Here is a 22,278-nt window from a genome sequence, read left to right on the forward strand (position 1 = left end):
GTCAGAGGTTCGACTCCTCTCAGGCGCGCCAATATTTTTATAAAAAATATTGAGCGGTATTAGCTCAGTTGGATAGAGCGACTGGCTACGGACCAGTAGGCCTGGGGTTCGAATCCTCAATGCCGCGCCAGAATTTTAGATCTTTAGTTTTGCTAGAGGTCTTTTTTATTGCTTTTTTTCCCAATTTATTTTGTTTTTATCTTTATATGCGTTGATTTATTTTTTGTAAATTTGCATAAAAAAACTGCTGCAAAATTTTTTTATAATCAATATTAAGTCTTTGAAATTTTGAATTTCTCTTATTATTGATTATTTTTATTTTGCAACAGATATTTTTTTCTATTTGATTTCTATGCTTGGATTATCTTTTGTTAAAAAGTGAATTTGAATATTTCCTTCTAGGTGGGTTTTTAGATTTTCTGCTAGATAGTTTATTGCTTCTTTCAAATCTTCTTTTCTATCTGGATCTATGTTTTCCATAAAAAGTATTGCGTTTTTTGTATCTTCTGTTATCATTGTTCTTTGGCAATCTCTCCAATTAAAACATCTACAAATTGCTCCTTTTTCATCTCTATAGCATAATTCGCCTTCTAGGGTTGGGGAGTCTTTGTCATCTCCTATAGCTTGGAAAGGGTCATTTCCTTCTGTAATTTCAAGTTTTACATCGCCTACAAATTTGTCTATATCTTCAGCTCCGCATGGTAGAGCATAATTTAATGATGCAGCATTGTAAATGTCAACTAGGGGATTGATACTTCCAACGTCTTTGTCTTTTGCAACTCTTTTTAATAAGGCTTCTATTGAACAGCGTGCTCCTTTTTTTGTTTTGAATAATTTAAAGGCATCTCTCCACACTTTTATTACTGGATTTTCGCTAAATACTGGTTTTGTTAGATAATCTAGGGCTTTTTCGTTTGCATTATCAAGTTTGTCTCTTATTTCTCTACTTGATTTTTCTTCCATTTTTATGTCTTTAAATAGGATAAGTCCTATTTCTGCTTCAGGGAATAAATCCCAAAAAGATTCGCTTGCTATAAATTTCATAATTTTCTCCTTTTCTTTTTTTCCTACTATATTATATTTCCTTCAGAGTCTTGGTAGTTTATTGTTGTCCTAAATTTATTAGGGGATACACCAATTATTCTACTAAAGGCTCTTTGGAATGTTCTTGTTGAATTATACCCAACTTTCATTGCTATATCTATTATTTTTAAATCTGTCGTTTTTAACATTTCACATGCTTTTGAAATCCTAAGAAAATCTAAATATTCGTAGAAATTTTTTTCAAATTGGAAATAAATTAATCTATTTACTTCAGATGTTGAAATGCCAAATTCTTTGGCTACTTTTCCAATTGTAAGATCTGCGTCAGTATAGTTTTTGATTTCATAATTTATTACACTATCAAGAAGTTTTGCCTCAGATTGTTTTAGACTAACTTGTTTAATATTGTAATAATTTCTAAATTCGCCAGGATTGATTCCTTCAGTATTTTCAAATATTTTTGTAAAGTGTGATGAATCGGTGTAACCAACGCTTTTTGCAATTTCATTTAGACTTTTTTCAGAAAACATGAGTAAGTCTATTGCTTTTGAAAATCTAATCCTATTTAATAATTCAGAGAAAGTAAAGCCAATGTTTTCTTCTAAATATTTTGTAAGACCTGATTTGCTAATGAAAAATGTAGATGCAAGCCTGTCAAGTGTAAGCTTTTCGCTCATGTGTGAATACATATACCTAAGAATTTGATTAATTTGAATTTGATGTTCATAATTTTGCTTGGTACTTATTTCATTTTTGTTTTCAAATCTTAAAAATTTAATTAAAATTCTTATAATTGATGAAATAAGATATTCATCAGAATATGGTTTTTCATCAATTTCTTCTTGGAAAGAGTCATTTCCTACTTCATCTTTGATTTCAATAAAGGAATTTTTCATATCATGAAAAGCCTTGCTATCAAGAATTTTTATAGGATTTTTTGACAAAACTTCTATAGAATTAATTTGATTTTTCCTAAAATTACAAATATTTTTCAAATCGTCATTTATAATTTGAAAATTGTATACGATTTTGTAAAATTCCAAATCTTCTGTAACATCAGTGATAGTTGTAATATCCCAAGGAAGAATAGAAATCATGGTATTTTTTTCGATTAGATATTCAACCCCGTTTATCATAAATTTCCCCTTGCCTTTTTTGAACAAGAGAAGTCTTGCTGTACTGTGAATTAAAGTTGTGGTAGAACTGTCTTGAAATTCTACTTCAAAATTACATATTTTTGATAGATCTGAAATTGCAGAAATTTTGGTTTGTATATTACTTATAACCATAAATAACCTCTTTAATTTTAGTTTGATATATACTTATATTATATAATATTTTAAGCTAATTTACTAATTTTTAGCCATTTATTAATAATTTTTCATAAAAACACTTATAAAAACATTTTCATTTGAATATAATTTACAATAAACTATCCGAAATTTGTCGTGTAAAAATGAAACGGTTAGAGTATACTATTGATGTAAACGATATGAGTGGCTCTAAAATTTATCTTGAATGAAAAAATCAAAACGAAACTTTATTCAAGTAAAGAGATACACTCTATTTATATATATTTTAGGAGGAATTATGAAAAAGATTCAAGTAACAAGCGAGATTAAACCACTAAAAAGAGTTTTGGTTCACAGACCAGGAGATGAATTATTAAATTTAACTCCATCAACTCTTGAAGAACTATTATTCGATGATATTCCAGATCTAGCATTAGCTCAAGAAGAACATGATAGATTTACAAATATCATGAGAGATAATGGAGTAGAAGTTGTTTATCTTGAAGATTTAATGGCTGAAACATTAGATGCTAATGAAGGATTAAGAGAAACTTTCTTAGAACAATATTTAAGTGAAACAGGATGCGAAGACAAAGAAATCCTTGCAAAAGCTAAAGAATATTTAGAAAAAATTGAAGATACAAAAGAATTTGTTGAAAAAACAATGGCTGGTTTGACATTAAAAGAACTAGGCCTATTCAAAGAAGAAGATCTTCATGAAATGGTTGTAGGACAATCATATCTTGCAATTAACCCAATGCCAAACCTATACTTTACAAGAGATCCATTTGCATCAGTAGGAAACGGTGCAGTTATCAATAGAATGTATTCTGTAACAAGAAATAGAGAAACAATATACTGTGATTATATCTTTAGATTCCACCCAGAATACAAAGGAAATGTTCCAAATCTTTATGGTAGAGATAATGAATACCATATAGAAGGTGGAGATACATTCAACGGTAATGAAACTACACTATTAATTGGTATTTCACAAAGAACACAATATGAAGCAATCAAAGTATTAGCTAAAAAATTATTCTTTGGAGAAAATGAAAACAAGATTGAAAAAATCTATGCTTTAAAAATCGATGAAAACAGAGCATTTATGCACTTAGATACAGTATTTACACAAATCGATTATGATGCATTCACATACCATCCAGCTATAATCAAAGAAATGGAAGTTAAAATCATAACAAAAGATGAAGCAAACAATGATTTACACATTGAAACAGCTTCAGGAAAATTAGACGAAATCTTAGCAAAAGCACTAGGAATCGAAAAAGTACGTCTAATCCCATGTGGTGGTGGAGACCCAATAGCTGCAGAAAGAGAACAATGGAATGATGGTTCAAACACATTAACACTTGCTCCAGGAAAAGTTTTAGTTTACAAGAGAAATACAGTAACAAACGAAGTACTAAGAAAAGAAGGTATTGAAGTATTAGAATTAGATGCATCAAACCTAACAGTAGGTCGTGGTGGTCCAAGATGTATGTCAATGCCATTAGAAAGAGAACTATAAGAAGTAAGTTAGTCACAAAATAAAATTAATATTGAAAAACAAAAATAAGGAGAAAACAATATGCCAGTAAATTTACAAGGACAAAGTATACTAGGATTAAAATTCCTAACAGAAGATGAAATCAAATACCTAATAGATCTAGGTGAACAATTCAAAAAATTAAAATTAACAAGAACACCACACAAATATCTAGAAGGAAAAAATATAGTATTATTATTCGAAAAAACTTCAACAAGAACACGTTGTTCATTTGAAGTAGCTGGAATGGACTTAGGAATGGGAGTAACATATCTTGATCCAGGTTCAAGCCAAATGGGACACAAAGAATCAATCGAAGATACAGCAAAAGTATTGGGAAGATTTTATGATGGAATCGAATATAGAGGATTTGACCAAGAATTAGTAGAAAAATTAGCTAAATATTCAGGAGTTCCAGTATGGAATGGTCTTACAGACGATTTCCACCCAACACAAATGATTGCTGATATGCTTACAATCAAAGAAAACTTTGGTTACCTAAAAGGATTAAACTTTGTATTCATGGGCGATTGCAGAAACAACGTAAGCAACTCATTAATGGTAGCATGTGCTAAACTTGGAATCAACTACACAGGTTGCGGTCCAAAAGAATTATGGGCAGATGAAAAATTAATTGCAGAAGCAAAAGAATTTGCAAAAGTTCACGGTTCTAAAGTAGAATTTACAGAAAACGTAGAAGAAGCAGCAAAAGGTGCTCACGCAGTTTATACAGACATTTGGGTATCAATGGGAGAACCAAAAGAAGTTTGGGAAAAGAGAATTGAATTACTTCATCCATTCCAAGTAAACCAAAAAGTTATGGATTTAGCAGATGATGATGCAATCTTCTTACACTGCCTACCATCATTCCACGATCTTCACACAACAACAGGTATTGATGTAAACGAAAAATTCGGAGACAAATATGACCTTGATGGAATGGAAGTAAAAGACGAAGTATTCCTAGGAAAACAAAGTAAAGTATTTGATCAAGCAGAAAACAGAATGCATACAATCAAAGCAATCATGTATGCAACATTAAAATAGAAAAAATAGAAACAGAAACGGATATATTTAACAGATGACAAAAAAAAGATTAGTTATCGCTTTGGGGGGTAATGCTTTAGGCAATACCCCTCAAGAGCAATTAGAATTAGTAAAAAAGACAGCTAAAACAATAGTAGATTTATCAGAAAACTACGATGTAGCAGTAGGACATGGAAATGGTCCACAAGTAGGAATGATAAATAACGCAATGGAATTTTCAGCAAACAAAGGTGGCAATACACCTGAAATGCCATTTCCAGAATGTGGTGCAATGAGCCAAGGATACATTGGTTATCATTTATCACAATCAATAAGAAATGAATTAAAAAACAGAGGCAAAGATTCTGAAATAGCTTGCGTTGTTACACAAGTTTTAGTTGACAAAGATGATGAAGCTTTCAATAAACCAACTAAACCAATAGGAAGTTTCTTAACAAAAGAAGAAGCTGAAGCCAAACACGAAGAAAACGGCTACGAATACGTAGAAGATGCAGGTAGGGGATACAGAAGAGTTGTAGCAAGCCCAATACCTAAAGAAATCATTGAAATAAATGTTGTGGAAAATTTGGTTTCAAATGGTAATATAGTAATAACAGTTGGTGGAGGTGGTGTACCGGTAATAGATACAGAAGAAGGATTACAAGGTGTGCCAGCTGTAATAGATAAAGATAGATCATCTGCATTATTAGCAAAAGAATTAAATGCTGATATGTTAGTAATATTAACAGCAGTTGATAGAGTTATGATCAATTTCAACAAACCAAATCAAGAAGAAATTAAAGAAATGACTGTTAATGAAGCTAAAAAATATATTGAAGAAGGACACTTTGCTCCTGGTTCAATGTTACCAAAAGTAGAAGCTTGTTTAGAATTTGTTGAAAAATCAGAACAAGGTCTTGCACTAATTACATCTTTAGAAAAAGCAGCTGAAGCATTAGAAGGAAAGACAGGTACTATAATAAAAAAATAGGAGAATACTATGAAAAAAGGTAAGAAAAAATCACTAAGTGCATTTTCTATCTTGATGATAGTTCTAGCTGCTGTATGTTTAATAACTTTATTAGCTAATGGTCAAGCAATCGATTCAGATATTATTAAATCATTAGACCCAGGCAAATATGAAGATCTTATAAATGCAGTTAAGGCTGGAGAAACAGTTACTGTACAAAGTGCTAGTTTAAGTGACTTTATTATGGCTATTCCAAATGGATTTATGGATGCCGCAGATCTAATTATATTTATTTTATGTATTGGTGGATTCATCGGTATAGTAATGAGTACTGGTGCTATGGAAGCAGGAATTCGTTCCTTAGTAAGAAAAAACAAAGGTAAAGAAGGAAGACTAATTGCAGTATTAATGTTCCTATTCTCAGTTGGTGGATCAACATACGGAATGGCAGAAGAAACAATTGGTTTTTATCCATTAATCACAGCAGCAATGGTAGCAGCTGGACTTGATACAATGGTAGCAGTAGGAACAGTTCTACTTGGAGCTGGAGCCGGAGTACTAGGTTCTACAATCAACCCATTCGCTACATCAGCAGCTATGGGAGCATTAGAATCAGTTGGTATAAAATCTAATGCAACAACAGTAATGATTATAGGCGTTATACTTTGGTTATCAACAGATTTAATCGTTATAAAATTTGTATTGAATTATGCTAAAAAATTATTAGAAAACAAAGAATCTTCCATTCTAAGCGCTGATGAAAAAAACGCTATGGAAGAATATTTCTCTAACGATAACGGAGAAGAATTAGAATTTACTGGAACACACAAAGCTGTATTAACAGTTTTTGCTATAACATTTGCAATAATGATTATATCATTAATTTCTTATGTAGATATCAATTTCCACGGAGACGAAGAAGCTTACTTGAAAGCATTTGGTTGGTCAGATTTCTTGACAGGATCTCCATTAGGATATTGGTACTTCAAAGACTTAGCAGCACTATTTACCCTATCTAGTATAGTAATAGCTATAGTTGCAAAAATTGGCGAAAAAGAATTTGTAGATGGATTTATCGCAGGAGCTGCTGATTTATTATCAGTAGGTTTAATCATAGCAGTAGCAAGAGGAATTACAGTAGTAATGAGCTCTACTCACTTAGATTTCTACATCCTACAAAATTCAGCTAAATTACTAAGAGGAGTTTCTCCATTTGTATTTGCACCACTTGCATACTTGATTTACATGTTACTATCATTCTTAGTACCATCAACATCAGGACTTGCAGCATTATCAATTCCAATCATGGGATCTCTTGCTCATCAATTAGGATATGACCCTAACATAATGATCATGATTTTCTGTGGTGCTTGTGGACTTGTAAACTTTGTTACACCAACATCAGGAGTTGTAATGGGTGGACTAGCAGCAGCAAGAGTAGAATACTCAACATATTTGAAATGGGTAAAGAAACCATTCTTTATAGTAATGATTGCAAATATTGTAATTCTTTCAATTGCAATGGCTGTAATGTAATAAAAACAAAACTAACAAACTCAGATTTTTTCTGGGTTTGTTTTTTATTTCAAAGAAAAATAAATAAGAAACTAATTATAAAAAATTAAAAATAATTCTAGAAATCACTTAAAGAAATTTACAAAATCAAATTTCTACTTATCTATAACATATTATTTACAATTTTTTATATAATAATATAGGAAAGAATAATAAGGAGGAATAGATGGCTAGAAGAAATCGTGGTTCTGGTGGATTTTCTAATTTTCTTTCAGGACTAATAGGAGCTGTTTTGGGTGGATTTTTAGTTTTTTCACTTTTGGGTAGCTCATTAAAAACATCAGATAATAATAAAAAAGAAGCTAATACAAATTCAAATACCAAAAAAAATAATGTAGTGAATATAACAACAAACGATGAGACGACAATGGAAAGAGCAGTTGTCGAAAAAAGTATAGATTCTGTTGTAGGAATTACAACAAAAACAAAAACTACACAAAATACAATTTTGGGTCAACAAACAGGCTATGTTGAAGGAGTAGGCTCAGGCTCAATCGTTACAAAAGATGGATATATTTTGACAAATTCACACGTTGTAAGCAATGGAGATGCAAGCGAAATTAATGTTTTGTTTTCAAATAATAAAACAAAAAAAGCAAAACTTGTTTGGAATGATACAACCTTGGACCTTGCAGTTATAAAAGTTGAGGCAAATAATTTAAAACCAATCGACTTAGGCGATAGCGATACAGTAAAAGTAGGAGATAAATCAGTAGCAATAGGTAATCCATTAGGACTTCAATTACAATCAACAGTTACAAGCGGAATAATTTCAGGACTTGATAGGACAGTTTCATTCCAAAATGGAGCACAAATGGATGGATTAATGCAAACAGACGCTGCAATAAATTCTGGAAACTCAGGAGGAGCTTTATTAAATTCAAAAGGACAACTTATAGGAATTAATACAGCAAAAGCAGGAAATTCTGATGGAATAGGATTTGCAATTCCAGTAAATTTGGCAAAAAAAGTAATCAATGAAATTGCCAAAAACGGCAAATTTAATTCAGTATATTTGGGAATTACAGGAATAAATTTAGATTTGCTTTTACAATACAATAATATAGATAGCAAAAACGTAGGAAGTGAAGACGGAGTATTTGTACAATCAATCTCAGATGATGCAAAAAATTATTTTAGAAAGGGCGATATAATTACAGGAATAGATGGACAAAAAGTAAAAGATATGTCCAACCTCAAAAAGATTCTATTAAATTATAGCGTAGGAGATACTTGCAAAATTCAAATTGTAAGAGCAGGAGAGAAAAAAGAAATAGATTTCAAATTTACAATGGATTCATCAAACGTCGAAGAATTTAAAGAGGCAAATCCAAAAAAAGAAGAAAGTAAAGAAGAAAAAGAAGGTCAACAATTGCCAGATTGGCTAAGACCATAAAAAATAAACACCAAAAACATGGGTAAAATTGATTAATTTGCCCATGTTTTTTATTGGAAATAGTTTCGAAATTTTCAAATTTAATTTTATGGATAAATATTTAAAATATTTGACAATATATATATATATATATATAATGTTTAGTGAAAGAATATTTAAAAAAATAAACAAAAGGAGAAAATTTATGAACAAAAATAAGAAAATAATAAGCGCTAGTCTAGTCTTGGCACTTGGAGTAAGCTTATTAATTCCTAATGCAAAAGCAAATGAAGAAAAAACACTAGAAAAAGCCTTAAAAGAGCCAGTTAAAACAAGTGAAACAGCAAAACCGGAAGAAAAATCAGCTGTTGTAAATGAAAAAATCACTATAAATAAAGTTCCAGTAAAAGAAGGCGAAAAAGAAGCTGGCAAAAAAGAAACAGAATCTGGCAAAGAAGAAACAGAAGCTGATAAAGAAGAAACAGAATCTGGCAAAGAAGAAACAGAAGCTGGCAAAAAAGAAACAGAATCTGACAAAGAAGAAACAGGAGCTGACAAAGAAGAAACAGGAACTGACAAAGAGGAAACAGGAGCTGGCAAAGAAGAAACAGGAGCTGATAAAGAAGAAAAACCAGATGACAAAACAGAAAATTCAGAAACTGACGAAGAAAAACCAGACGAAAAGAAAGTAAAACCTAAAGAATATAAAATGAGTGAACTTTTAAATGAAAAGGGTGCTTTTGAAAAAAGTAAGCAAGCACATTTAGGCATATTAGGATTTGAAATTATGCAATCTGCAAAAGATAGTTCTATTGGTGAAGAAACAGTTGATGCTATGAGACGTCAATATGAAAAATTACAAAAAGCTACAACTTGGGACGAAATGGCAAAAATACTTGGTTATAGTAAAGAAGTTTTCGCAAGGGAACTTTTGGAAATGAAGGGCGAAAAAGATGCTTATGATGGGGATTTAGTAAAAATCATAGACGATATGGCAAATCAAAAACCACAAAATCCAAGTCAAAAAAATCCTGACAGAAAAAATAAAAAAACTGGTACAACAAATACAGCAAACACAGCAAATACAGGCAATAAAGTAAATAATGCTGGAGAAAATGTACAAACAGGAGTTGGTAGCCTTTCAGCAATTTTGGGCTTATTAGGAGCATCAAGCCTAGGCTTATTTAAAAGCAAAAGAAAATAATAAAATTTAATATTTTAAAAATTTAAAAATGAAAAAATGAGTATGGACCTTGTCTTTATGACTTGGGTTTATACTCATTTTTTATAAAAATTATTGCATTAAATAAGAACCTACTTTAAAGGAAAAATTGATTGATAATATTTTTTAAAAACTCAAATCTAAATATAAATTCTTATGGTTCTGTAAATAATTTTGTGTATCAATATTTGTCAATTTTTAGTAAAAGAGCTTATCTTAATTTACATAGTCTTGAAAATAATAAAATTTAAAAATGCAAAAATTCAAAAATGAGTATCAACCTTGCCTTTAAGACCTTGGTTGATACTTATTTTTTTAAAATATATTAAATAGTTTGTGAGTTTATTTTCTTTTCTTTTTTAAAGCAAAAAGAGCTGATAGGGAAAGTGCCAAGGAAGTTCCAACAAAGGATAGGCTTTCAATTCCTGTTTTTGGAGGGGTTTTTCCTTGAGTTTTTCTATTGTGTTCATTGTTTTGAATATTTTTATTTTTATCTTTTTGAATATTTTTGTTTTTTACCTTATCACTATCTTGTGGTTTAGTGCTTTCATCTTTTGCCTTTAATTTTACATTATTTAGGGCATCGGTTAATTTGTTATTTAATGAAAGAATATCATTTATTGTTAGATTTTCGCCTTTAAGGGCTTTTTCTATTTCTTCAATTACCTTATTTAAATTTTTATCATTTATTTTCTTGCTAGTTTTTAATAAATTTTCAAGCGACGCTTTTGCTTTTTGGATAGATTCTTTTTCTTTTTGTAAGCTTAGGGCGTCTTTTTTATTTTTAAGATTATCTTTTGCTAAATCAAGGTTATCTTTTGCCTTGTCTATATCTTTTTGCAATTGTGTTTTTTCATCATGTGCTTTATTAAGTCTAGCTTTGATTTCATCTTCTTCTTTTTGTGCTTTTTCAAGCATTTCTTGAGCTTTTTGAGCTTCGTTTTTTGCTTTATTATATTTTTCCTTAGCTTCATTTATTTTTTCATCGTCTATTTTTTCTGGCAAATTATTTGTAAGATTTTTTATCAAATCTTCAAGTTCTTTGACCTTTTTGTCAGCTTGATCTTTTTGGATTTTTGTTTTATTCAAATTTTCGCTGGCTGTGTTTAGGTCTTCGTTTGCCTTTGCTATCAAATTTTTATTTGCTTCAATTTCTTTTTTCTTAGAATCTAGGAGATTTTTTGCTTCTTCTAATTCTTTTTGTGCTTTTTCGTATTGGGCATTAGCTTGGTTGAAAGAATCGGTTAAATTTTTAAGATTTTCTTTATTTTTATCTACTTGTTCAAGCAAAATATTTGCACTTTCTAAAGCTTTTGCATAAGCTTCTGCTTGTTCAACTTCTTCCAAAGACTCTAAATAAATATCAGCTTTCTCTTTTAATAGAGGAAGTTTTTCCTTTAATATTGCAAGATTATTTTCAAATTCTTCGGAATATTTTTTTATAAGTTTTTTGGCTTCTTTTTTGAAAATCTCATCTCTACTTGAATCGTAAGCAATATTTTTTTGCTCTTGCAAAACTTCACATGCATGTGATAAATTCATCCAAGCCTTGTGGAATTCATCATTAATCATTTCGTAATCATGTCCTTTGCCATTTCTTTTTAAATACAAGTCACCTAATTTATTATTTGCAGCTTTAGCTTTTTCTTCTAGATTATCCTTGTTTAATTTTCCATCTAAAATTTCTTGTATTACAATATTTTTGGCATTTGCTTGGCTTTTTTCTTTGATATTTTCTTTGAGATCATTGAAATTAGTATTATAATTTCTAAATATGTCAAATTCTTTTTCAGCCTCTTTATATAAATTTTTGTAATCTTCGGTAATTTTTTTGCAAATTTTATCAATTTCTTCTATTTGCTTATTTAAATCATCAATTTCATTTTGTTTTGCCTTATACCCATCACTATTCGGCTGAAGCCATTTAATATTTTCTTTGGCTTCTAGCAAATTTTGTTTAAGTTCTGACTTTTTATCGCTTATATCAGTCTTGTCTTTTTCATAATTTTTAATAGACGCATAGAGTTTATCCAAATCTTCATTTTGAGAATTTAAAGAATTGCGTGAATCATCAACTTTTGATTTTAAATTATCATAATTTTGATTTTTTTCTGTCAAATCTTCTTTTTCATTTTCCAAATAATCGTCAGAATTTTTTTGCGCTTGGTCTAAATCTTTTTTTGCCTTATCTTTTTTCTCCAAGGCATCGCTTGCTTTTTTCTTTGCTTGATTCTCATAAATATCTTCTTGAGCTTTCTCATTTTTCTTAGCCTCTTCAAGCTTATTATTTGCCAAGTCTAGGGCTTTTTTCTTTTCGTCAGCATTTTTTTGAGCTAAATTTAAATTCTCTTTTGCTTTTTCTTGTTGATTTTTAGCAATATTAAGTTCTTCTTTTGCTTTGGCTAAATTTTTGTCAGCCTCAACTTGTTTATTCTTTTTTTCGTTAAGATTTATATAGTCGTCGCTTGCCTCACTTTGTTTTTTGTAAGCAGAAATAAAATCATTATCAGCTTTTTTCTTATTTTCACTGGCTTTATTAAGTTCATTTTGTAAAGATAAAACTTTTTTATCAAGTTCTATTTTTTCATTTTCTTTAGCTTTTAAATTTTCATTTGCAATATCTAATTCTTTTTGTGCCTTACTAAGTTCATTTTCAAGATTTTTTTCATTTAAATTATCAGCAAAGCCAGTAGAATTTTCTCTATATTCTACCATATTTTCATCATTATTAGATGCGTATGAATTATAAACAGGATTAACAACCCCCAAGCCCATAGCTAAAATTAGGGCAGTAGCAAATTTTTTATTCTTTTTCAAAATTTAAACCTCCATAATGTTAAATTTTTTCTATTAAATTATAATTTAATAAATAATGATTATTTGATTCTCATTTGAATAGTAATTTTTTAAATCTCTAATCATTTAAATAAAAAAAATTAAAAAAGCAAATTTAAAAATAAAAATTCAAAGGAAACAATTCATAACAATAATCATTATCATAACTATGATAACAAAAATTTTTTTCTTTGAATATCAAAATATTGTTTTTTATTGAAAATAATAATAAAAAATAATTGTACAAAATAAAATTTGTAAAAATAAATAGGGAATCAGACTTTTGACAAATTATAAAAATACTCATGCGAAGAATATCATACGGAAATAATTGTTTTGATTTGAATTTTAAAATTTAAAAATCAATAATTTTTGCAGTCAGATATTCGTGCTTGAGGTTTTATCTACGCTTTTGGGGAATTTTTTATTTAAAATTTGAAAATATTTTGAAAATTTTTCGAATTAAAAATATTTTCAAATTTTAAATTAAATTTGCTTGAAAAAATTTCATTTAAGATTGAAAATTCAAGAAAAAAATAGTCAAGAAAAAGTCTTGACATTAGATTGAATTGCTAGTATACTTTATAGGTCAAGAAAAATACTTGACGGGTGAGAATATGGAAAAATTAGTACAAGTTGCAAGATTGTTTGACACTTATGGCTCTCTTTTGAATGAAAAACAAAAAGACGTCATAAATTGTTATTACAATGAAGATTTATCATTAAACGAGATAGCAGAAAATAACAATAAATCAAAGCAGGCAATTTCTGATATGATTCAAAGGTCTGTTGACAAGTTATTTGAGTTTGAAAATGAGCTTTCTTTAATAAAGAAAAAAAATCAATTAAGAGAAGATTTGTCTTTGTTAAGAGAGTTGATCGAAAGTTCAAATCAAAGTGAAGCTATGGATATGATCGATGAAATGATAAATAAAATTTAGGATGTGAAAATATGATTTTTTCAAATCTTTCTGAGAAGTTACAAGAATCTTTAGGAAAACTTACAGGAAAAGGAAAATTAAGCGAAAAAGACATCGACAATGTAGCCAGAGAAATAAAACTTTCTTTGCTTGAGGCTGACGTTAATTACAAAGTAGTTAAGGAGTTTGTCAAAAAAATCAAAGAAAGAGCTATGGGTCAAGATGTCATGGAATCTCTTACTCCAGGTCAAACTGTAATTAAGATTGTAAATGAAGAACTTACTAATCTTATGGGTAAGGAAAATTCTAAACTTGAGCTAAAAGGATCTACTCCTCACGTTGTGTTGATGGTAGGTTTGCAAGGTTCAGGTAAGACAACTCACTCTGGAAAACTTGTTAGGAAATTAATAAAAGAAGGCAGAAATCCTCTTTTGGTAGCTCTTGATGTTTATAGACCTGCGGCTATTGAGCAATTGAAAGTTGTGGGCAAACAAGCTGAGGTTGAAGTTTTTGAAAAAGGCAAACAAGATCCTGTACAAACTGCAAATGAAGCAAAAGAATATGCTAGAAGAAATAACAATGATGTTGTTGTAATGGATACGGCTGGACGACTTCAAATCGATGAAGATTTGATGGATGAGCTTAAAAATATTAAAAAAGTTGTAAAACCTGACGAGATACTTTTGGTAGTTGATGCTATGGTTGGACAAGAATCTGTGAATGTTGCAAAAACATTTGATGAATATCTTGACATTACTGGTGTTATTCTAACAAAACTTGACGGAGATGCAAGAGGTGGAGCAGCCCTTTCAATTAGACAAGTTGTAGGAAAACCAATTAAATTTATTGGTACAGGTGAAAAGCTTGATGATCTTGAAGCCTTTCATCCAGACAGGATGGCATCAAGAATTCTTGGTATGGGAGATGTCTTATCCCTAATTGAAAAGGCAGAAAAGCAAGTTTCTTTGAAAGATGCAAGAGAGCTTGAAGAAAAAATGCGAAACCAATCCTATACTCTTGATGATTTTGTTGAACAAATAAATCAAATAAGAAATATGGGACCGCTTGAAGATTTACTTGCTATGATTCCTGGAGTAAACAACAAAATGCTAAAAAATGTAAATGTTGATGAAAAAGGATTTGTAAGGATTGAAGCTTTAATATCTTCTATGACAAAAGAAGAAAGAGAAAAACCTGAGATAATTGGCAAAAGTCGTAAGGAAAGAATTGCCAAAGGCTCTGGGGTTGATATGAATGAATTAAATAAATTATTAAAGCAATTCAAAGAACTAAAGAAAATGATGAAACAATTTACTAATATGAAAAAGGGAAGAAAAGGCAAAAGAAAATTCAATATGCCTTTCTTCTAAAAAAATACGGAGGTTATGATGGCAGTTAAAATTAGATTAAAAAGAATGGGACAAAAGAAAAGACCATTTTACAGAGTAGTTGTAGCAGATTCTAGAAGTCCAAGAGATGGAAAATTCATCGAAGAAATCGGAACATACAATCCAGTATCTGAACCAAAAGAATTTAAAATTGACAACGAAAAAGCTAAACAATGGATCAAAAACGGTGCAAAACCAACTTCTATTGTTGAAAAATTATTTAACGACAACAACGTTTTAGCATAAGAAAAATGAAAGAATTAGTCAAGCTAATAGTTACAGAACTTGTCGAAGACAAAGATGCTGTAGGAATAATATTAGAAGAAGACAACGGAGAAGTTAACATAAAAATTAACGTGGCAGAAAAAGACAAGGGAAGAGTTATAGGAAAGGGTGGAAATATTATTAATTCCATTAGAACTATTGCTCGTGCTTGTGCAGTCAAAGAAGATGTTAAGGTTAATATAAGAATATGAAAATAACTGTAGCAGAGATACTTACAACACACGGGATAAAAGGAAATCTAAAAATAAAATCTTATTCAGACAATGAAAAAAGATTTGAAAAAGGATCAAAACTTTTACTTGATGGAAATTTAGTTACAATCGAATCATCTTTTAAGCATAAGGGTAGTATCATCATAAAACTCAAGGGATATGATGATATTAATGAGGTAGAAAAGTTTATTGGACACGAACTTACTATCGAAGATAAGGACTTAGAAAAATTAAATGATGGAGAATATTATTTGTTTGATTTGATTGGCCTAAAAGTTTATGAAAAAAATCAAGAACTTGGTTTTATAAAAGATGTTATCACTGGAGTTTATCCAAACGACATCTATGTAATAGAAAAAGACGGAAAAGAAATTTATTTTCCTGCCTTAAATGCTACAGTAAAAAATGTTGACTTAGAAAATAAAAAAATAGAAGTAGAAAACTTCAAAGATTATGAATAAAATAACTATACTTACACTTTTTCCTAAATCTTTCGAATTTCTAAAAAGCTATGGAGTCATAGGAAAGGCAATTGAAAAAGGACTAATTGAAATTAATCTTGTTGATATAAGAGATTATAGCAAGGACAAACACAACAGGGTTGATGATACAGTTTTTGGTGGGGCAGCAGGAATGCTTATGAGGCCTCAGCCGATTTATGATGCTCTAATAGCAAATAAAAGTTCAAAATCAAAAGTAGTCTACATGTCTGCAGCAGGAGAAATCCTAAACCAAAAATTAGCAATCAAATTTGCAGATTTTGAAGACTTGATAATTATTTGCGGTCATTACGAAGGAATTGATGCAAGAATTACCAATCACTATGTTGATTATGAAGTTTCAATTGGAGATTATGTTTTAACCGGTGGCGAAATCCCTGCCATGGTATTAATAGATTCTCTTTCAAGATTTATTGGAGGAGTTGTTGGGAAAAAAGAATCATTAGTTACAGATTCACACTATAATGGTCTACTTCAATATGATGAGTACACAAAACCTAGAAATTTTAATGGGTATATGGTTCCAAAAGAACTTTATAGTGGAGATCATAAAAAGGTAGAAGAGTGGAAGATGAAATCATCTCTTCAAAAAACCAAAAGAGTAAGAAGAGATTTATACGATAGATATATCAAGGAGGATCACGATGGAATTAATCAAAAAAATAGAAAATGAACAACTACGTGAAGATAATCCAGACTTTAGAGTTGGAGATACTGTAAGAGTAAGCTACAGAATCAAAGAAGGAGACAAAACAAGACTCCAAGACTTTGAAGGAGTAGTAATCAAAATAAATGAAGGAAATCTTGGAAAAACTTTCACACTTAGAAGACTTTCTTATGGTGTAGGAGTAGAAAGAACATTCCTTTATCATTCACCAAGACTTGAAGCATTCAAAATCGTTAGACGTGGTAAGGTAAGACGTGCAAAACTAAATTACCTAAGAGGACGTCAAGGTAAGGCTGCAAAAGTTAAAGAAAAAACAAATTATTAAAAATAAGGGCCGAAAGGCTCTTTTTTATTTTATATAAACACAAATATTTGTGATAAAATATAAGATAAAGATTAGGAGGATATATGAATATAAATTGGTATCCGGGTCATATGAAAAAGACCAAAGAAGAAATTAAAAATTCTTTAAAACTTGTTGATATAGTTTTAGAAGTAATAGATGCAAGAATTCCAAAATCTTCAAGAAATCCATTGATTACTGAAATAACTGAAAAAAAAGATAGAATTATTATAATGAATAAAACTGATCTTTCAGATCCAGTTGAAAATGAAAAATGGATAAAAAAATTTGCTGATGATGGAATAAAAGCAATAAAGATGAATGCAAAAGAAAAAATAAATACAAAAGAAATTTATAATATAGAAAAAGAAATTCTTTCAGAAAAATTTAAAAAAAATGAAGAAAAAAATATTGAAAATGAAAATATTAGGATGATGGTTGTAGGAATTCCAAATTCTGGGAAATCTACTTTTATAAATAATATTGCAAAAAGAAAGGGAGCAAGGGTTGGAAATAGACCTGGAGTTACTCAACAAAAACAATGGATAAAAACAAAAGAAAATATTTTGCTTTTGGATACACCTGGTGTTTTGTGGCCAAAATTTGATGGGCAAACAGGACTTAATTTGTCTTTTACAAATGCAATTAAGGATGAAATTTTAAATATTGAGGAATTGTGCCTTAAATTTATTGAATTTATGAAAGAATTTTATCCAAAAAATTTGGAAGAAAGGTATAAGATAGATTCTAATAAAACTGCTCTTGAAATTTATGAAGAAATCGGGATAAAAAGAGGGGCAATTATTAGAAAAGGCGAAGTTGATTATACAAGATGTGCAAATTTAATTTTTAATGATTTTAGAAGTGGAAAACTTGGAAGGATAACAATTGAAAAAGCCTAGATATTCTGAATTTAATGATAAAATAAAAAATGAAATTCATAAAAAATATGAATTGATTGCAGGAATCGATGAAGTTGGAAGGGGTCCTTTGGCAGGACCTGTTGTGGCTTGTGCAGTTATAATGAAAAAAGATTCCCATATTGAAGGAGTCACAGATTCCAAAAAATTATCAAAAAAGAAAATGAAAGAACTCTACCAAAAAATTATAGATGATACGATTTCTTATTCTTTTGGTTATGCAAATAATATCCTTATTGATAAGATAAATATAAAAGAGGCAACAAGGCTTTCTATGAAAGATGCTCTTGAAGGACTTCAAAAAAAACCGCAAATTGTTTTGATTGATGCTGAAAGGATAGATACAAATATTAAGCAATTAAATATAGTAAAGGGCGATTTGTATGAATATTCTATTTCATGTGCATCAATTCTTGCTAAGGTTAGAAGGGATAAAATAATGGAAAATTTCTCAAAAATTTATCCTTATTATTCTTTTGAAACAAATGCAGGCTATGGAACAAAAAAACACTATGAAGGCCTTGAAAAATTTGGAGAATGTCCAATTCATAGAAAAACTTTTTTAAGAAAATTTTATGAAAGGCAATTATCTTTTCTATGAAAAGCAAAAAAAGAACAATAGGAGATTTTGGGGAAGAGATAGCCTTAAAATATTTGGAGAAAAAAGGTTATCAAATTCTGGATAGAAATTTCCTAAAACACTACGGAGAAATTGATATTATTGCAATAAAAGATGATATTTTGACCTTTGTGGAAGTTAAAACTAGAAAAAATGATGAATTTAAGCCTGCAAGTTTGGATGTTGATTATTATAAACAAGAAAGAATCAAAAAAACAGCCCAAGCCTATATTATGGAAAAAGATTTGGGCGAATTTTTGATCTCTTTTGATGTGTGCGAAGTTTATCTTGAAAATAAAACAATTCATTACATAAAAAACGCTTTTGGTGATTAGATGGACAAAAAAGATTTGTTATTATATTTTAATTTTATAAATTTACAAAATAAAATAATTTTGGATTTTTGCGAAAATCTTGATATGGATAATTTTTTTGACCTTGATAGGAAAATATTTGAAAATTTATCTAAGATAAATAAAGAAAAGATATTTTCTTCTAAGAATTTAGAAAATTTTAAAGCTTATAGACAAAAAGTTTTTAATGGTCCTTATAAAATTTCTACCATATACGATGATAATTATCCGATAAATTTATCCTACATAGATGACAGGCCGGCTCTTTTTTATTACAAGGGGAATTTGGAAAAAGAGGACAAAAATGCCATAGCCTTTGTTGGGGCAAGAAAATGCACTGATTATGGAAAATGGGCTTGTAAAAAAATCGTAGAAGGCTTTAAGGATACAAATATTAGGACTGTATCAGGTCTTGCTTATGGAATTGATGCAATTAGCCACAAGGTAAGTCTTGAAAATAATATTAAAACTATTGGGGTAATTGGGTCAGGTCTTGATATAATTTATCCTAAGGCAAATAAGTATTTGTACGAAAAAATTGAAGAAAAAGGTGTAATTATTTCAGAATTTCCTTTAGAAACTCCACCAAATGCCTACAATTTTCCAAGAAGAAATAGGATAATTTCAGGTCTTAGCAAGGGAGTTTGTGTAATTGAAGCAAAAGAAAAATCTGGAACTATGATTACAACAAATTTCGCCCTAGATCAAGGCAGAGAAGTTTTTTGCCTACCTGGAAATATAAATTCAATTTATTCAAAAGGTTGTAATAAATTAATTCAAGAAGGCTCAAAGCTTGTGATGGATGCGTCTGATATAATTGATGAAATTGAAGATTTTAAAAATATAAATGAGAAAAAAACAAAATTAAGTCTTGATGGACTTGATAAAGATACGCTAAATGTAGTAAAGTATATAATCGATAAGCCATCTTCAAATGCAGATGAGATTTCTCAAAATCTTTGTATGTCGATTGAAGAGGTAAATTATATTTTAATATTTTTGGAATTAAATGATTACATAGAAAATATGGGAAATAATGAATACGTAAGTAAAGGGGATTAAATGGCAAAAAATTTAGTAATTGTAGAATCTCCAACCAAGGCTAAGTCAATCACTAGGATGCTAGGTTCAAATTATAAGGTAAGAGCAACTTATGGACATCTTAGAGATTTGCCAAAGTCAAAACTTGGAGTTGATATAGAAGATGATTTTGAACCAAAATATATAAAAGTTCGTGGAAAGGCAAAAACAATTAATGCCTTAAAAAAAGAAGCAGAAAGCGTGGACAAAGTTTATCTTGCAACAGACCCTGATAGGGAAGGTGAGGCAATAAGCTGGCATTTGCAATATCTTTTGGGACTTGATAAAAATGAATTAAACAGAGTAGAATTTCATGAGATAACAAAAAATAATGTAAAAAATGCTATCAAAAATCCAAGAAAAATCGACCAAAATTTGGTAGATAGCCAACAAGCAAGAAGAATTATGGATAGGATAGTAGGTTATGAAATTTCTCCAATTTTGTGGAAAAGAGTAAAATCTGGTCTATCTGCAGGAAGAGTCCAATCAGTTGCTTTAAAACTAATTGTAGATAAGCAAAGAGAAATAGATTCTTTTGTTCCTGAAGAATATTGGACAATTACAGCCAAGCACAAAGAAGATAAAATCGAATTTGAATCGGAATTTTATGGATCAAAATCCAAAAAAATGAAAATTTCAAATGAAAATGGGGCAGAAAAAATCCTAAATAGGATTGATAAGAACAAGTTTGAAGTTTTTGATATTCAAAAAACAAAAAAGAAAAGAAAACCACAAAAGCCATACACAACTTCAACTTTACAACAAGATGCCTCAAATAAATTAGGATTTTCTACCAAATATACCATGTCTCTTGCCCAACAATTATTTGAAGGAATTGATCTTGGAGATAAGGGAAGAGTTGGACTTATAACTTATATGAGAACAGATGCTACAAGACTTTCAAATGAAATTATTGGAGAAAGTTTATCCTATATTAAGGAAAAATTTGGAGAAAAATACGCATCAAAAGGAAATTCTTATTCCAAAAAATCAAAAACAAGTCAAGATGCTCACGAGGCAATAAGACCTACTTCAATTTACAATGATCCAATAAGTGTAAAAGAATATTTAACAGACCAACAATATAAACTCTACAAATTAATTTGGACAAGAGTTGTTGCAAGTCAAATGACTGATTACGAATATTTGTCAACATCTCTTTCATTTGATTCAAATGGAGTAATTTTTAAAACAAATGGAAAAATAACCTTGTTTGATGGATTTATGAAAGTATCAAATGCAAAAGAAAATGAAAATATCCTACCAGATTTAAAAAAGGGAGATATTATAAAAGCACTTGATATTAATAAAGACCAACATTTTACCAAACCACCAGCAAATTACACAGAGGCAAGTCTTGTAAAAACTTTGGAAGAATATGGAATAGGAAGACCATCAACCTATTCATCAACAATAGCTTCAATTATTTCTAGAAATTATGTAGAATTTGAACAAAGAAAAATTATTCCAACAAAACTTGGGATTAGAGTTAATGATTTCTTGCAAGAAAGTTTTGACGACATAATAAATGTAGAATTCACAGCAAAAATGGAAGATGAGCTAGATAAAATTGCTCAAGATGAAGTTTATTGGAAAGATGTTTTAAAGTCTTTTTATGAAGGATTTGAAAAAGATTTAAAACAAGTTTCAAAAGATAGGACAGATTATAAGGTAAAAGATAAAATTTTGGATGAAAAGTGTCCAAAGTGTGGCCATCCGCTTGCAGAAAAGCACGGAAGAAATGGAAAATTTATTGGATGTACAAATTTCCCAGAATGCGATTTTACAAAATCAATTATAAAAACAACTGGAGTAAAATGTCCAGAATGTGAAAATGGAGAAATAATAGAAAAAGTTTCTAAGAAGGGCAAAAGATTTTACGGCTGTTCAAATTTTCCAAAATGTGATTACGCAACATGGGATCCACCAACAGGAGAGAAATGTCCAAAATGCGGAGACCTTTTAGTTCATAAAAAAAATAGATCAACTGATGAAATAAAATGTAATTCTTGTGATTACGTTAAAGAAAAAAGAAGATAAAATTTTTTATTAAAAAAGCAGGCTTTATGCCTGCTCAGAGCGTCGACAAACCCACTAATAAATCAG

General features: G+C 29.7%; 21 protein-coding genes and 1 tRNA gene. 19 read left to right on the top strand and 3 right to left on the bottom strand.

All coding sequences use genetic code 11. From position 1 onward, the window contains the following. The first annotated feature begins 53 nt into the window (after positions 1-53). Positions 54-130, top strand: a tRNA-Arg gene (locus HMPREF2782_RS03345). 209 nt (positions 131-339) lie between these two features. On the opposite strand, the gene HMPREF2782_RS03350 is transcribed toward HMPREF2782_RS03345, so the two are convergent. Continuing rightward, on the bottom strand, positions 340-1,044 hold the full coding sequence (locus HMPREF2782_RS03350; RefSeq protein ID WP_070640856.1) for a B3/B4 domain-containing protein: 705 nt from the start codon (positions 1,042-1,044) through the stop codon (positions 340-342). A 26-nt stretch (positions 1,045-1,070) separates the two neighbouring features. Then, positions 1,071-2,333, bottom strand: coding sequence for a helix-turn-helix domain-containing protein (locus HMPREF2782_RS03355; RefSeq protein ID WP_070640859.1), 1,263 nt, complete (start codon positions 2,331-2,333; stop codon positions 1,071-1,073). 301 nt (positions 2,334-2,634) lie between these two features. On the opposite strand from HMPREF2782_RS03355, the gene arcA reads away from it, so the two are divergent. The 6 genes from arcA to HMPREF2782_RS03385 all read left to right on the top strand — a co-directional run bounded on the left by arcA (position 2,635) and on the right by HMPREF2782_RS03385 (position 10,032). Further along, entirely contained in the window at positions 2,635-3,864 is a 1,230-nt protein-coding gene (gene arcA / locus HMPREF2782_RS03360) for an arginine deiminase (RefSeq protein ID WP_070640861.1), read from the top strand. A gap of 60 nt (positions 3,865-3,924) precedes the next feature. Beyond that, positions 3,925-4,929, top strand: coding sequence for an ornithine carbamoyltransferase (gene argF / locus HMPREF2782_RS03365; protein ID WP_004839170.1), 1,005 nt, complete (start codon positions 3,925-3,927; stop codon positions 4,927-4,929). A gap of 34 nt (positions 4,930-4,963) precedes the next feature. Continuing rightward, complete coding sequence (gene arcC, locus HMPREF2782_RS03370) at positions 4,964-5,899, top strand: carbamate kinase (RefSeq protein WP_004839169.1); 936 nt, start codon at positions 4,964-4,966, stop codon at positions 5,897-5,899. Positions 5,900-5,908: 9 nt separating this feature from the next. Next, positions 5,909-7,414, top strand: coding sequence for a YfcC family protein (locus tag HMPREF2782_RS03375; protein ID WP_070640863.1), 1,506 nt, complete (start codon positions 5,909-5,911; stop codon positions 7,412-7,414). 205 nt (positions 7,415-7,619) lie between these two features. Next, positions 7,620-8,849: a S1C family serine protease gene (locus tag HMPREF2782_RS03380; protein ID WP_070640865.1), complete on the top strand. Its 1,230-nt coding sequence runs from the start codon at positions 7,620-7,622 to the stop codon at positions 8,847-8,849. Positions 8,850-9,033: 184 nt separating this feature from the next. Continuing rightward, entirely contained in the window at positions 9,034-10,032 is a 999-nt protein-coding gene (locus tag HMPREF2782_RS03385) for a hypothetical protein (protein WP_070640867.1), read from the top strand. Positions 10,033-10,392: 360 nt separating this feature from the next. Here HMPREF2782_RS03385 and HMPREF2782_RS03390 read toward each other — a convergent pair whose 3' ends face one another. Then, positions 10,393-12,867, bottom strand: a complete 2,475-nt coding sequence (locus tag HMPREF2782_RS03390; protein WP_070640869.1) for a coiled-coil domain-containing protein — start codon at positions 12,865-12,867, stop codon at positions 10,393-10,395. Between the two features lie 635 nt (positions 12,868-13,502). On the opposite strand from HMPREF2782_RS03390, the gene ylxM reads away from it, so the two are divergent. From ylxM to topA, 12 genes are all read left to right on the top strand, one after another. Beyond that, the gene (ylxM, locus tag HMPREF2782_RS03395; protein WP_070606408.1) at positions 13,503-13,826 is read left to right on the top strand and encodes a YlxM family DNA-binding protein; all 324 of its coding nucleotides are present in this window, start codon (positions 13,503-13,505) and stop codon (positions 13,824-13,826) included. A gap of 11 nt (positions 13,827-13,837) precedes the next feature. Then, entirely contained in the window at positions 13,838-15,175 is a 1,338-nt protein-coding gene (gene ffh / locus HMPREF2782_RS03400; protein ID WP_070640871.1) for a signal recognition particle protein, read from the top strand. 18 nt (positions 15,176-15,193) lie between these two features. After that, a complete protein-coding gene (gene rpsP, locus HMPREF2782_RS03405) occupies positions 15,194-15,439 on the top strand; it encodes a 30S ribosomal protein S16 (RefSeq protein ID WP_019117400.1) in 246 nt (81 codons plus the stop codon). A gap of 5 nt (positions 15,440-15,444) precedes the next feature. Next, complete coding sequence (locus tag HMPREF2782_RS03410; protein WP_019117401.1) at positions 15,445-15,669, top strand: KH domain-containing protein; 225 nt, start codon at positions 15,445-15,447, stop codon at positions 15,667-15,669. Next, positions 15,666-16,151, top strand: coding sequence for a ribosome maturation factor RimM (rimM, locus tag HMPREF2782_RS03415; RefSeq protein WP_070640873.1), 486 nt, complete (start codon positions 15,666-15,668; stop codon positions 16,149-16,151). Before HMPREF2782_RS03410 ends, rimM begins: the two co-directional genes overlap by 4 nt. Further along, positions 16,144-16,863: a tRNA (guanosine(37)-N1)-methyltransferase TrmD gene (trmD, locus tag HMPREF2782_RS03420; RefSeq protein ID WP_070640875.1), complete on the top strand. Its 720-nt coding sequence runs from the start codon at positions 16,144-16,146 to the stop codon at positions 16,861-16,863. The genes rimM and trmD overlap by 8 nt, the downstream gene beginning before the upstream one ends. After that, the gene (rplS, locus tag HMPREF2782_RS03425; protein ID WP_004816243.1) at positions 16,835-17,182 is read left to right on the top strand and encodes a 50S ribosomal protein L19; all 348 of its coding nucleotides are present in this window, start codon (positions 16,835-16,837) and stop codon (positions 17,180-17,182) included. Before trmD ends, rplS begins: the two co-directional genes overlap by 29 nt. Positions 17,183-17,265: 83 nt before the next feature. After that, on the top strand, positions 17,266-18,102 hold the full coding sequence (gene ylqF / locus HMPREF2782_RS03430) for a ribosome biogenesis GTPase YlqF (protein WP_070640877.1): 837 nt from the start codon (positions 17,266-17,268) through the stop codon (positions 18,100-18,102). Then, positions 18,089-18,721, top strand: coding sequence for a ribonuclease HII (locus HMPREF2782_RS03435; RefSeq protein ID WP_070640878.1), 633 nt, complete (start codon positions 18,089-18,091; stop codon positions 18,719-18,721). Before ylqF ends, HMPREF2782_RS03435 begins: the two co-directional genes overlap by 14 nt. After that, positions 18,718-19,074, top strand: coding sequence for a YraN family protein (locus HMPREF2782_RS03440; protein WP_070606432.1), 357 nt, complete (start codon positions 18,718-18,720; stop codon positions 19,072-19,074). The genes HMPREF2782_RS03435 and HMPREF2782_RS03440 overlap by 4 nt, the downstream gene beginning before the upstream one ends. Beyond that, positions 19,075-20,154, top strand: a complete 1,080-nt coding sequence (dprA, locus tag HMPREF2782_RS03445; protein WP_070640880.1) for a DNA-processing protein DprA — start codon at positions 19,075-19,077, stop codon at positions 20,152-20,154. Next, positions 20,155-22,212, top strand: a complete 2,058-nt coding sequence (topA, locus tag HMPREF2782_RS03450) for a type I DNA topoisomerase (protein ID WP_070640884.1) — start codon at positions 20,155-20,157, stop codon at positions 22,210-22,212. The last annotated feature ends 66 nt before the right edge of the window (positions 22,213-22,278 follow it).

This window comes from Anaerococcus sp. HMSC068A02 (assembly GCF_001811125.1).
Classification (GTDB): domain Bacteria; phylum Bacillota; class Clostridia; order Tissierellales; family Peptoniphilaceae; genus Anaerococcus; species Anaerococcus vaginalis_C.

Excerpts from the sequence above, each read along its gene's own strand:
- rpsP (WP_019117400.1), top strand. The coding sequence starts at position 15,194 with ATGGCAGTTAAAATTAGATTAAAAAGAATGGGACAAAAGAAAAGACCA.
- HMPREF2782_RS03380 (WP_070640865.1), top strand. The coding sequence starts at position 7,620 with ATGGCTAGAAGAAATCGTGGTTCTGGTGGATTTTCTAATTTTCTTTCA.
- rplS (WP_004816243.1), top strand. The coding sequence starts at position 16,835 with ATGGAATTAATCAAAAAAATAGAAAATGAACAACTACGTGAAGATAAT.
- rimM (WP_070640873.1), top strand. The coding sequence starts at position 15,666 with ATGAAAATAACTGTAGCAGAGATACTTACAACACACGGGATAAAAGGA.
- trmD (WP_070640875.1), top strand. The coding sequence starts at position 16,144 with ATGAATAAAATAACTATACTTACACTTTTTCCTAAATCTTTCGAATTT.
- arcC (WP_004839169.1), top strand. The coding sequence starts at position 4,964 with ATGACAAAAAAAAGATTAGTTATCGCTTTGGGGGGTAATGCTTTAGGC.
- dprA (WP_070640880.1), top strand. The coding sequence starts at position 19,075 with ATGGACAAAAAAGATTTGTTATTATATTTTAATTTTATAAATTTACAA.
- ffh (WP_070640871.1), top strand. The coding sequence starts at position 13,838 with ATGATTTTTTCAAATCTTTCTGAGAAGTTACAAGAATCTTTAGGAAAA.
- HMPREF2782_RS03375 (WP_070640863.1), top strand. The coding sequence starts at position 5,909 with ATGAAAAAAGGTAAGAAAAAATCACTAAGTGCATTTTCTATCTTGATG.
- ylxM (WP_070606408.1), top strand. The coding sequence starts at position 13,503 with ATGGAAAAATTAGTACAAGTTGCAAGATTGTTTGACACTTATGGCTCT.
- HMPREF2782_RS03385 (WP_070640867.1), top strand. The coding sequence starts at position 9,034 with ATGAACAAAAATAAGAAAATAATAAGCGCTAGTCTAGTCTTGGCACTT.
- HMPREF2782_RS03440 (WP_070606432.1), top strand. The coding sequence starts at position 18,718 with ATGAAAAGCAAAAAAAGAACAATAGGAGATTTTGGGGAAGAGATAGCC.
- argF (WP_004839170.1), top strand. The coding sequence starts at position 3,925 with ATGCCAGTAAATTTACAAGGACAAAGTATACTAGGATTAAAATTCCTA.
- HMPREF2782_RS03350 (WP_070640856.1), bottom strand. The coding sequence starts at position 1,044 with ATGAAATTTATAGCAAGCGAATCTTTTTGGGATTTATTCCCTGAAGCA.
- HMPREF2782_RS03355 (WP_070640859.1), bottom strand. The coding sequence starts at position 2,333 with ATGGTTATAAGTAATATACAAACCAAAATTTCTGCAATTTCAGATCTA.
- arcA (WP_070640861.1), top strand. The coding sequence starts at position 2,635 with ATGAAAAAGATTCAAGTAACAAGCGAGATTAAACCACTAAAAAGAGTT.
- topA (WP_070640884.1), top strand. The coding sequence starts at position 20,155 with ATGGCAAAAAATTTAGTAATTGTAGAATCTCCAACCAAGGCTAAGTCA.
- HMPREF2782_RS03410 (WP_019117401.1), top strand. The coding sequence starts at position 15,445 with ATGAAAGAATTAGTCAAGCTAATAGTTACAGAACTTGTCGAAGACAAA.
- ylqF (WP_070640877.1), top strand. The coding sequence starts at position 17,266 with ATGAATATAAATTGGTATCCGGGTCATATGAAAAAGACCAAAGAAGAA.